Annotated in this window: 11 protein-coding genes; 8 read left to right on the forward strand and 3 right to left on the reverse strand. The window is 30.2% G+C overall.

Features of this window, described 5'->3' with window-relative positions; translation table 11 throughout:
• Positions 1 to 37 precede the first annotated feature (37 nt).
• The 4 genes from B3578_RS05055 to B3578_RS05070 all read left to right on the forward strand — a co-directional run bounded on the left by B3578_RS05055 (position 38) and on the right by B3578_RS05070 (position 4,779).
• Positions 38 to 664, forward strand: a complete 627-nt coding sequence (locus tag B3578_RS05055; RefSeq protein ID WP_409410645.1) for an outer membrane beta-barrel protein — start codon at positions 38 to 40, stop codon at positions 662 to 664.
• A 126-nt stretch (positions 665 to 790) separates the two neighbouring features.
• Complete coding sequence (locus tag B3578_RS05060) at positions 791 to 1,630, forward strand: AraC family transcriptional regulator (RefSeq protein WP_291047162.1); 840 nt, start codon at positions 791 to 793, stop codon at positions 1,628 to 1,630.
• 67 nt (positions 1,631 to 1,697) lie between these two features.
• Positions 1,698 to 4,067, forward strand: coding sequence for a TonB-dependent receptor domain-containing protein (locus B3578_RS05065; protein WP_291047163.1), 2,370 nt, complete (start codon positions 1,698 to 1,700; stop codon positions 4,065 to 4,067).
• 157 nt (positions 4,068 to 4,224) lie between these two features.
• The gene (locus B3578_RS05070; protein WP_219034422.1) at positions 4,225 to 4,779 is read left to right on the forward strand and encodes a hypothetical protein; all 555 of its coding nucleotides are present in this window, start codon (positions 4,225 to 4,227) and stop codon (positions 4,777 to 4,779) included.
• Between the two features lie 77 nt (positions 4,780 to 4,856).
• Here the strand turns inward: B3578_RS05070 and B3578_RS05075 are convergent, their stop codons facing one another.
• A complete protein-coding gene (locus B3578_RS05075) occupies positions 4,857 to 5,126 on the reverse strand; it encodes an integrase core domain-containing protein (RefSeq protein ID WP_257468126.1) in 270 nt (89 codons plus the stop codon).
• Positions 5,127 to 5,629: 503 nt separating this feature from the next.
• On the opposite strand from B3578_RS05075, the gene B3578_RS05080 reads away from it, so the two are divergent.
• Positions 5,630 to 6,208: a hypothetical protein gene (locus tag B3578_RS05080; RefSeq protein ID WP_219034531.1), complete on the forward strand. Its 579-nt coding sequence runs from the start codon at positions 5,630 to 5,632 to the stop codon at positions 6,206 to 6,208.
• A 204-nt stretch (positions 6,209 to 6,412) separates the two neighbouring features.
• On the opposite strand, the gene B3578_RS05085 is transcribed toward B3578_RS05080, so the two are convergent.
• Positions 6,413 to 8,635 carry a TonB-dependent receptor gene (locus B3578_RS05085; RefSeq protein ID WP_291047164.1) on the reverse strand — a complete coding sequence of 741 codons (2,223 nt, stop codon included), beginning with the start codon at positions 8,633 to 8,635 and terminating at the stop codon, positions 6,413 to 6,415.
• Between the two features lie 69 nt (positions 8,636 to 8,704).
• Between B3578_RS05085 and B3578_RS05090 the strand changes: the two genes are divergently transcribed.
• Both B3578_RS05090 and murI read left to right on the forward strand, forming a co-directional pair.
• The gene (locus tag B3578_RS05090) at positions 8,705 to 9,799 is read left to right on the forward strand and encodes a PepSY-associated TM helix domain-containing protein (RefSeq protein WP_219034533.1); all 1,095 of its coding nucleotides are present in this window, start codon (positions 8,705 to 8,707) and stop codon (positions 9,797 to 9,799) included.
• 132 nt (positions 9,800 to 9,931) lie between these two features.
• Positions 9,932 to 10,741, forward strand: a complete 810-nt coding sequence (gene murI / locus B3578_RS05095; protein WP_219034534.1) for a glutamate racemase — start codon at positions 9,932 to 9,934, stop codon at positions 10,739 to 10,741.
• Between the two features lie 73 nt (positions 10,742 to 10,814).
• Here murI and B3578_RS05100 read toward each other — a convergent pair whose 3' ends face one another.
• Complete coding sequence (locus B3578_RS05100; protein WP_125350614.1) at positions 10,815 to 11,192, reverse strand: GreA/GreB family elongation factor; 378 nt, start codon at positions 11,190 to 11,192, stop codon at positions 10,815 to 10,817.
• Positions 11,193 to 11,722: 530 nt separating this feature from the next.
• Between B3578_RS05100 and B3578_RS05105 the strand changes: the two genes are divergently transcribed.
• The gene (locus B3578_RS05105; protein ID WP_219034535.1) at positions 11,723 to 12,037 is read left to right on the forward strand and encodes a hypothetical protein; all 315 of its coding nucleotides are present in this window, start codon (positions 11,723 to 11,725) and stop codon (positions 12,035 to 12,037) included.
• Positions 12,038 to 12,155 lie beyond the last annotated feature (118 nt).

Genomic DNA, 12,155 nt, shown 5'->3' on the forward strand with positions numbered 1-12,155 from the left:
GAGGATATGACGTACCCACATTGGAGGAGCTTCACCGATTGGAATGCCTGCTGAAATCCGAAAAATTGAAAGCTATAACCCTACTTTGCAATTAGGAATAGGTATAAATGCAACAAAGTGGCTCAACGATAAACGTGAATTAGGTGTTCGTGTCGGATTAAACGTAGAAGGTCGTGGAATGAAAACACAAGCGAAAGTAAAGAACTATTACACACAAATACAAAACGATACTGGAGCACAAACCAAAGGCTTTTTTACAGGACATGTCATTACCGAAATGGATAATGCTTATGTCTCTATGCCGGTTCTATTGGTATGGAACGCGTCTACAAAATGGAATTTATATGGCGGATTTTACTTTTCTGCCTTGATTGATAAATCTTTTTCAGGATATATTTACGATGGTGTTTTTAGAGAAGGAAGTCCAATCGGTGAACCTACAACATTTGAAAACACAGCAAAAGGTTTGTACGATTTTTCTGATTATTTAAGTCCTTTTCAATTTGGAAGCCAACTAGGAACTGAATATAAATTAAAGAATCATTTCAGTTTATTTTTTGATGTAACAATGGCTCACAAACAGGTTTTCAAAAAGAATTTCGAAGCCATTTCATTCAAAATGTATAACATATATGGAAATGCAGGATTTGCATATAATTTTTAATTCCTCAAGCATAATATTAAAATAATTCGAACTTACAGGTAACATACATCAAACAAAAGCGTCTATAGAATAGAACACGCTATCAACGTGTTATTCGCTAAAATTGATTTTATTACGTGTACGTTTATGAAAACCGAAATTATACAACCTCATCATCCTGAATTAAAAAATATCGTTCAGTATTTCATCCTTTTCAAATCTAAAAAAGATGAAAAGATTGACTATTCAACTTTCCCTAACACCAATTTGTGTCTTGCCATTTACAAACAGAATAAAATCATTCTCGAACAGAATAAAACAAACAAACATCTTTTTACCTTAAAAGGAAATGCTACATACAAAAGTTATTTATCAGGATTTCACGAATCTAATCTTAATGTAAGCATTGATGCTTCTTTAGATGAAGTTTGCATCATTTTTCATCCAGCTGCGTTACGCTTATTTACAAATATTTCGTACGATGAATTAATTAAAAGTGATGAAGTTTTCGAAATGATTTTCCCAAAATTTGCAACAGATTTTACAGAACAATTATTTGAGGAAAAGAATTCGTTGAAAAGAATTTCAATGCTCGAACATATATTATTGAAAAGCTTAAATCAAGATTATTTAAATACTAAAACTAAAGAAATCTTATACCTTATTCAACAAACAGATGAATTAAAAGTTGGTCCTTTAGCCAAAAATCTTTCGATGAATGAATCGACCTTGTATCGCCTGTTTATGAATCAAATTGGGCAAAGTCCAAAAACTTTTTTGAAAACAGTTCGATTTAGAAAAGCGCTAAATTCTATTCTCCATTTCGAAAAAGAAAAACTTACGCATATCGCTTACCAAAATAATTACACCGATCAATCTCATTTTATCCGCGATTTTAAAGAAATTACGGGACAATCGCCCAATCAATTAAGAAATAAAACAAGCATTCAACAAGAACAATTGGCTTGGATTTATGCGCAACATTAAGCTGCACGATTTTTACAATTTTTTCTTTGTTCTATACTTTTTCTTTGTTATAAATAAAATACAACATATGAAAAATCTTATTTTGATTAGCTGCTATTTGATTGCCTTCAGCTTTTGTTCATCAGTTTTTGGACAACAATTTTCGATAAATGGAAAAGTGATCAATCAACATGATAAAGCACTTGAATTTGCTGATATTCTTCTTTTTAAAAATGATAGTTTACTTATCAATCAAGCATATACAGATAGTCTGGGATTATTTTCTATGAAAACAGATGCTGGAAATTATTTACTTAAAATAGAACAGTTTGGCGTAGAATTTTATTCAGAAGAAATAGAAATTAAACAAGATAAAGACTTAGGACTTATCAAAATTCAAGATGCTACAACTTTAGAAGGTGCAACGGTTACAGCAAAAAAGAAACTAATTGAACAGAAAGTTGATCGTCTGGTTTGTAATATCGAAAATTCTATTGCTTCGCAAGGAATGTCTGCTTTGGACGCTTTACGAAACACACCAATGGTGAATGTACTGAATGATAATATTTCTATTGTAGGAAAAGGAAATGTTTCGGTTATGGTGAATGACAGAATGCTTAATTTATCAGGAAGCGAACTTACTAATTATCTACAATCGCTTCGTTCTGATGATATTGCGAAAATTGAAATCATTACAACTCCTCCTTCAAAATATGAAGCACAAGGAAATAGTGGAATTATTAATATTATTCTAAAGAAAAATCCTAATATTGGCTGGAGCGGGAGTGTAAATTCTTCGTATCAAAAAAATTCTTACAGTGGCTTCAGAACAGGTGCTACAATGAATTATCAATCGAAAAAATTAAGCACTTCGTTGAAATTAAGGCAATTTGATATGGCTTATAAAGCCGTTGGAGCTCGAGATCTTTTAAGCAAAACTAACAGTGTCTACAACTCGGAAACAAGAAAAGATACGCCCGATGGTTTTGGGTTAAACTACAGCCTTGATTATAAAATAAATGAGAAACAAAACATCGGTCTTATTTACGACTATTCCAATCAGCATTATAATATGAAGACGGATGGACTAAGCCATTATGAAACAAATTCTATTATAGATTCTACATTAGTAACCCTTCAAAAACAACGTTGGACAACACCAACACATACTTTGAATACTTATTATGACATAAAATTGGACAGCATTGGTAAAAAACTAAGTTTTACAGCGAATTACTTGAACGATAGTCCTAATAAAATCAACAATTTAAATACTTTTAACAACACGAATCAGCATAATGCTATTGTTCGAAATAATAGTAAAATGAAATATGCGATTTATTCGGTACAATCAGATCTTACGCTTCCTTACAAATGGCTGAACATAGAAACTGGAGCAAAATATACACTATTGGATAACAAATCGAATGTGGAATACTATGAATTTGATGAAGCAGATTTTGTTTTGAACCCATCGAATAGCAATATTTTTCATTACAAAGAACACAATTATGCGGCTTATGTTAGCTTTCAAAAAGATTTCAATCAAAAATGGTCAGCAAAAGCTGGTTTACGATACGAATACACTTCGCTAGAAGGTTTTACACCAAATGACGAAAACAGCAGTCTGAAAAAGAACTACGGAAAATTATTTCCTACAGCTTATATCAGTTACAAACCAACTACAAATCATTCGTTCAGTATCAATTATTCCAAAAGAATAAATCGTCCCAATTTTCAATCTTTAAATCCATTCCGTTGGTACACGAATCCGTATATGTATTACACAGGAAATCCTAAATTACAACCATCATTTAATGATAATATTGAACTAAATTATTCGTACAAAGGAAAATTTACATTTGGACTTTACAATCAATTTAGCCAAAATAACACATCGAATATTGCACGTTTTTCGGACGGAATTTACAGCAATGTAATAGAAAATAGTTATGACCAAAACAGAACGGGATTCAATATTGGATATTACAACACATTTTTCAAAATTTGGGAAACCTCAATCAATGCAAATGCATCTTATACAATCACAAAACCGACCATTTCTGAATTGGAAAAACTGAAAGTTTATTCGATGTCATATACCTTTTACAACACTATTACATTAAATGAGAATAAAACGTGGTTTTTGATGCTAAACTTCTGGCATTCGCTTCCGTTCACGTATGCCAACATAAAACTGCAAGATCAATTGGAATTTTCGCCAGGCATTAAAGCTTCGTTTTTCGATAAAAAATTACAAGCTAATTTTGTGGTAAATGATGTATTCAAAACGATTAAAAACAAAGGGTATTCGTATAATGGCGATTATCGTTCGGAGTTTAATCAATACAATGATTACCGAGGTTTCAAACTTAGTTTAACATACAATTTTGGAAATAACAAAGTGAAAGAAAACAACAAAAAAGTGAATTTCGAGGAACAAAACAGAGCAAATTAAACTTAATACAAATCTCAAAAATATCAACTTAATTGTTAACCTTTAAATTTCGCCACTATTTATCAAAAAATATAAAAATAGTTATGGTGCATTCCGATGAATATGAGATATTTGTTTGATTTAACACATCAATATAAATTAACAAGAACTAAATTTAATGAAGAAAGCATTAGAAAATTATTCAATTCAATTTATCAAAGAAATTATTCCTGTAACCGTAGGTATTTTGATTGCACTGTTTATTGACAATTGGAACACAAATAGAAAAGACCAAGTGTATATTAATCAAGTTTTTTCAACGATAAAAAGTGAATTGAATGAAACAACGGAAGAAATAAAATACAATATTCCATTGCAAAATTCTTATGTTGATTCGCTTGAATACTATGCTGATAACAAAAGTGTTAACATTTTGGGTGTCACAATGAAATGTAAAGGTGTGTTTATTCCTCAGATTAAAACAAGCGCTTGGAAATCAGTTTCAACTTCCAAAATAGACTTGATAAATTATGATAAAATCACTTCTTTGTCTAATATTGAAGAACAAAAAGACATATTAAAGAACAAAACAGAATTTTTCATGAATTTCTTATACTCCAACTTTTATGAAACAGAAAAGAACAAAAAAGAAACTATCAAAATTTTAATATTAGACATTATTCAAACCGAAAAAACAATTCAACGACAAATTGATTTTTATAATAAGAAGTAAGGTGAAAGATGGATACAACTCGGATACAGAAAAGTAGTATTTTCGATATACACTAATTCATCTTAATCCTAAACTTACTATACAAGAGAGTTTTGATAATTAAAACTCCTATTATAGTTTTTCCATCTTTTATTCAATTTTTCTGATTGTAAATGCGCAGCATTTGGAGTTAAATAATCACAACTTACTTGTGGTCTCAATTCATTATATGATTTAAGACTATTATTAACTTTAATCTTTGTCTGATCAAAACCTAATGAGCTTTCATACAGGTTAAACTCCATTTTAATCATTCCATTAACCCTTTCTGCCATTGCATTTTCATAGGGATCACCTTTTTCGATCATACTTATGAGCAATAAATCTCTGATCTATAATTTCGCATCCAAACATCAATTTCCTAAACCATAAATTCTAGTAACTTCTTTTCTTGGTAAACCACTTTCAACTTTTTCTGTTTTTTTCATACACTTGCAATTTGTGTATAGCTAATTCAGGACAAGTCATATCCTTTAATCCTGAAATGACTCCAGACGAATTCAAATTTTGTTCTTTACTCAAATTAGGTTTTACAACAAAAGATATTACAGAATACAACAACCTTGCAATAAGAACTGTGCAAACAAGAAAAAGTAGATTAAGAAAAACCTTTGACATCTCTTCTGAAATCGATTTATACAAATGGATTGACGAAGTTTGAAGGATGAATGACATAGCTAAATCACCTCTATTTACAAGAAGTAAAAATATTTTATGTAAACAATATTCATAAACTTTAACACATTGATTTTTAAGTATTCATTCCAAAAATGAGACATTTTTCTTAAATTAGTATTTAAACGAATGAAATATGAAAATCTTATATACTTTATTTACAATTATTTGTTTATCGCAATTTAGCTATGCGCAATATTTTACTTTAACATCAAATGGATTTGTTTCATCTAAAGATAAAACTGATTATATCGTAATTGATAAACCAAATACCAAAAAAAATGAGTTATACAGAATTGTGTTGTCAGCCTTATCGAGTATGTACAAAGATCCAAAGAAAGTATTGAGTTTAGCCGAAAATGAAAGCATAACAATAAATGGATATGAGCAAGAAGCTTTAACTGTAAAACAAAAAATGAATTATATGCAAATAGGAAAGTCAAAGATTGAATATGACTTATCTTATTCGATTACAATTCTCTTTAAAGATGATAAAATTCGAATTAATCGACCTTCTTTTGAAGCAAGAAAGTGGAATTCGAGCATAGGAGATTATTATTATCTCGTATTGAATCCAACAAGCAAAAACAAAAATTCTATCTATAATAAAAAGAATGAAGTCGATTATCCTGATGCAGTAACTGGTTTGGAGAATCATTTTAATAAATTAATTCAAGAGATTTTAGATAAATCGAATAAAATTAATAATTGGTAAAAATTATAGAACCTCTCTATAGAAAATAAATTCAAAAATCTATTCTTTAGCCCATATATTTGTTCTCTTTTACCTATCCTACTCTACGATTTTTTTTGCTTTATTGGCTTTCGAATCATTCCTGCAATCATTAATCTTATTTTTTAGTTCGGTGTTTAATTCCCTTAAAATAAAAAAGCGAATCAAATGATTCGCTTTCATAAATTAAAAATTGTATGTAAAACTTAGATTAAAAGTTCTTCCACGTCCAGCGTAATAAAACAATTCTGGAACTTTATATGCACTATACAAAACTTGTGATTTTGCGCTCCAAATTGTTTGATAATCGGTATTAAAAATATTCTGAACACCTAAATTAATTTTACCAAAAGGTAATTTGTAAGCAACCATTAAATCTGATGTATTGTATGAATCGATCACATTTTCCAAACCATCTGTGTATTTGAAACTTTGTAAAGTTTGAAATCTAAAATTCCAATTATCAAATCCATAACCTGCATAAGCTGTAAATTTAGAAGGTCCAGAAGTTGAAACATCTTGTTTTTGCCAATCACCATTTTTCTCCACTTCAGATTTGATTAGCAATGTATTTGCTCCAACATAAAATCCTCCGTTCGTATAAGAAACCTCTGCTTCTACGCCCATATTTCTTAATTTTTGATCAACCACTTCTACCCAAAGATTTAGTCCATCACGTTTTAAAGCAATATTTTTGTCGGAATTACTGATAAATCCAGAGATTTGTCCTTTAAATCCATTATTTGTTCTGAAACGATAACCAAGTTCAAATTGTCCTGTTTTCACACCAGAAAGAGGAGAATCTTTTACATTCACACTCGAACTTAAATCCCAATTATTGGTTGCAGAATTAAATTTATAATTTCCATATCCATAAAATTTTGATGGATCAGCTAATGAAACTCCTTGTGAATAAGTTGTCCAAATTTGGTTCAATTCATTAATTTTATATAACAAACCAGCATTTAGCATCGTCATATTATAGCTACTTTTTCCACCTGGAATATAATCGGCACTGTTTCCATAACCATTAGCGATTTGCAATTGTTGAGTAGAACCAATAAAATCATCCAACTTAATTGAAATATCTTGGTAACGAATTCCTCCCGAAACTTTCAATTGGGGTAAAATATCATACTCAGCTTGCGCATATCCAGCAAAACTTGTAGAATGATTAGTTGGATAACGATCAATCGTTAAAACAGTGTGATTAATCATTCCTCCACTTGATAATGACTTCTGAGAATCAAATACATTTTGTTGACCTTCAAACTTTTCAAAATCAACATCTGCACCGTATGTTAATTTCAATTTTCCCCAATCTTTGACCAAAACAGCTTTTAGACCCGAATAATACGTATCCTGTTGAGAAGCCGACATATAAGGACTTGTCCCAGAAGGCAACGTTAAATTACCTGGGAATGGATAAAATCCTAATTTTTCAACACGAGAAGCAAATTGAACATACACATCTTGCCCTCCTAAAATATTAGTTCCATTATAACTCAATGTTCCCATTACACGCTCTGTTCCTGGATTTTTATCCGTATCAAAACCATCACGCATCTCCAAAACAGAAGCATCTCCTTTGGTTAAAACACTAATGTTTTCACCTAAATATAAACTACGATCTCCACTATATTTGGAACGATAATATTGCACAGATCCATTGATTTGATGCTTCGGATTGAATTTATAACCTGCTGTTGCCAACACATCAATAGATTGATTATATTGTAAATCTAATTGCGAAATATCTGCAAATATTTGATCTCCATCTGCATCATAAGCTCCACCATTTTGTTGAAATGCAACAGCCAAACATCCCGTAAATTTATCATTTTTGTAACCAATAGATTGAGCAACGCGCCAATCATGATCATCACTTCCTGAAAAACCTGTACGTAAACCAAGTTCTGTTTCGCCACTAATTCCATTTTTTAGTGCTTTTTTCGTCACAATGTTGACAATACCACCTGTCGCATTTCCGCCATAAATTGCGCTTGCACCAGATAAAACCTCAACTCTTTCGATATTAAACGGATCAATTGCATCTAATTGACGACTTATGTTACGGATACTGTTTAAAGAAACTCCATCTATCATCACCAGCATTGAACGTCCACGCATATTTTGACCATAATTTGATCTTCCTTGCGAACCAACATCCATCCCTGGAATCATAATCGCTAAAGCTTCTTTTAATGGAACACCATTTTTAGCTTGTTGTGCAATTTGTTCTTGATTGATCACCCAAACAGTTCCTGCCAAATCAGATATTTTAGTAGGTTTTCTTGAAGCAACTACCACAACATCATTCAAATCTGTGGATATACTATCATTCGTTTGGGCATATGACAGCGAGGCACTCCCCAATAAAATTGTTAAACAGATGATATTTTTTTTCATAGTGTGTTTTTAAATAATTTATATTTGCTGCAAATATAATTTTTATTTATTCTAAATTAATTTTTATTAATGAAAAAATATTTTCTCTTCTTTCACAAATGGTTTGGATTATTTACAGGTATTATTGTTTGTATTGTGGCAATAACAGGAGCTATATTTTGTTTTCAAGATGAAATAAAAGATACTCTTTTTGATTATAGAAAAGTCGAGATTGTTCATCAACCATTCATAAAACCAAGTAAAATTATCCATAAAGTACAAGACAAAAATCCTAAACATGTTGTGCTTCGAGTGATGTATATGGATAAAGATCGATCAACGGTTGTGATGACGATGGATGATAAAAAAGAATCTTACTTTGTGTATATTAATCCATATTCAGGGAAAATTTTACATCAAGAAAATATGAAACAAGATTTTTTCTTGGTGATACAATACATTCATATGAATCTTTTATTGGGTGATATCGGAAAAAATATAATTGGTTTTTCAACTGTTATTTTTATCATGATTATGATAAGCGGTTTAATTCTTTGGTGGCCCAAAAAGAGAAAACAAGCTAAAAATGGGTTAACGATAAAATACAAAGCAAAATGGAAACGTATCAATTATGATTTGCATAATGTACTGGGATTTTATGCTTTTAGTATTGCATTTATTGTCGCTTTATCAGGTATTGCATTTAGTTTCAAACCTGTTCGCAATTCATATATGCAAATCGTTAATCTTGGAAAATCATTTCCAAATGAAGAAAAAGGATATGTCTATCAACCTAAAAAAATGTTAGAAAACAATTACACTATTGTTGATTCTGCATATGCTTATAGTTTAAAAAATAGTCCAACAGCTTCTATGTATTGGATTTATTTACCCGTACCCGAAAAAAATCCTTTGGCCATAAGAGCGTATCATAAAAGTTTGCGTTATTATGCGGTTGACGAATATCAATTTGATTCGGAACAATTTCAGGTTTCTCAATTAATGAATGAGAATTTATCAAATGGTAAAAAGTTTGCAAACTCAATGTACGACATTCATACAGGACAAATATTAGGTTTATTTGGTAAAATATTAGCCTTTACTTCTTCAATAATTGTGGCAAGTTTACCTATTACAGGTTTTATAATTTGGCGAAATAAAAAACGGAAGCAGAAAAGAAAATAATTTTATTCAAACAATTGTTGAATAGATTATAAAATTTATTATTTCTATTAATTATATGTAAATTTTCAAACCAAATTATTACGCTAACATCTTAATACATTTTGTAAATTTGTGCTTCAAAAATAAGCGAATATGCAAGGACCAATTGGTGTTTTTGACTCTGGTTATGGAGGATTAACCGTTTTCAAAGAAATACAGAAAAAACTTCCGCAATACGATTATATCTATTTAGGTGATAATGCTCGTTGCCCTTATGGAATTCGCTCGTTTGAGACAGTTTATGAATACACCAAAGAATGCGTTTTTAAATTGTTTGATTTGGGATGTAACTTGGTTATACTTGCTTGCAATACAGCTTCTGCAAAGGCTTTACGAACAATTCAGCAAAATGATTTACCCGAAGGCAAAAGAATTTTGGGTGTTATACGCCCAACAACAGAATCGATAAATGAATACACAAAGAATAACAAAGTCGGAATTTTAGCTACACAAGGAACTGTTTTGTCTGAATCGTATAAAATCGAGATGAACAAATTTCATTCAACAATTGATGTTTTTCAATTGGCTTGTCCACTTTGGGTTCCTTTGGTTGAGAATAATGAAATTGATAGCAAAGCTGCGCACGATATTGTAGAAAAAGATATTCAACGCTTATTTGATCAATCATCCGAAATCGATACAGTTGTATTGGCTTGTACACATTATCCGCTTCTTCTTCCTGTTATTTCGCAATATGTACCAGAAAATGTAACAATTCTTTCGCAAGGAGAATTGGTCGCGAATAAATTAACTGACTATCTACATCGTCATCCCGAAGTAGAAACACAATGTTCAAAAAATGGGCATCTTACATTTTATACGACAGATGATGCGAAAAGTTTTGAAGCAAATACAACAATTTTTTATGGTCAGAAAATTACTGCTTCACATTTAGATGTTTAAAATATTTTTCCAGAAAATATACCAATAAAAAACCGAGCTAATGCTCGGTTTTTTTATTATGCTTTTGGACAAATTATGAAACTGCTTCTACATTCAGAATTTCATATTTTTTTGAGCCATCATTTGCTGGCCATTCAATTACATCACCAATTTTATAACCAATTGTTGCTAAACCTTCGTCCATTAAAATAGAATGACGATTCTTTTTCGGTTTTGCCTTTTCTGGGCTAACAAAATTTAATTGATATTCTTGATTTGAATTTAATTCTTTTATTGTTACTTTTTTCCCAACAGTCACAATATTATCAGCCAAATCTCTTCTCAAAATTTGTTCTGCATGACGCAATTCTTTTGTTAAGATATTTTCTTGTTCTGCTGTTACTTTTTTTCTTCTTAAATGGTCTTTAATTAAATCGTATAATCCTGTTGTTAAAATAATATTTGTTGTCATTTTGATAAATTCTTAGTTAAACTTTCAATCATTCGAAGAAGATTCTCTAAGACTCAAATATCAAATAACCGAAAATAAAATTCGCTAAAATTTGATACAAATCTCCTTACAGAAAATTGAAAATAATTGATAATTGAAAAAAATAGAAGGTTCCCTGTCTCGAGTCGTAACAGGGATTAGTTGATAAACTCTTTCGAGCTTCTTAAGAAAGTATCATCATGCAAATATGCCAACGACAAAAACAACCACAATTGGTTGTTTCTTCTATAGATGTCAATAAAATTTGCCATGAATTGATTCTAAAATGATTAATTCAAAGTTACGATATCTTTCTCAATCTAAAAAATATAAACCTTTTAAGATTATTTCATTAATGTCATTTCAATAAAAAGAAACTTGAATTCAATTTCTGAAAAAACTGATAATCTTCATTTTCAAAATAAATAAAAACTGTCTAATTTTATAAAAATTTTAAGGAATTGAAATCTTACCTTTTCATACTAACTGTTGTTCTAATAACTTGTAGACCATTGCTACCTGTTATTGACTATTTGGTAAATTATGATAAGATTTCTAACGAATATTGTGTTAATATAGAGCGTCCAGAATTATTGTGTAATGGAGTTTGTTATCTGAAAGAACAAATTTCCAAGACTGTTAATGATGAACAAAATGATGATAATAAAATTCAAGTTTCTTTGCGTGCAATTGATTATTTTATTTATCAACCTACCTTCGAAATTAACACATTTACCTTCATAAAATCTATTGAAAAAATTTCGACTATCGAATTAGCTTTCGAAACTCAATATCAATTAGATCAACAACTTCAGCCTCCTATTTGATAAATAATTCTTGTTTATCAAATTATTATCTCATTAACATTTAATCAAGTTGACATTTCATATAAGATTTGTCAAAAGTTTCAATTGTTTATTGATTGCATTGTTCGTGCTTTTAATT

The sequence above is a fragment of the Empedobacter sp. UBA1574 genome (genome assembly GCF_002322895.1).
In the GTDB taxonomy this organism is placed as follows: domain Bacteria; phylum Bacteroidota; class Bacteroidia; order Flavobacteriales; family Weeksellaceae; genus Empedobacter; species Empedobacter falsenii_B.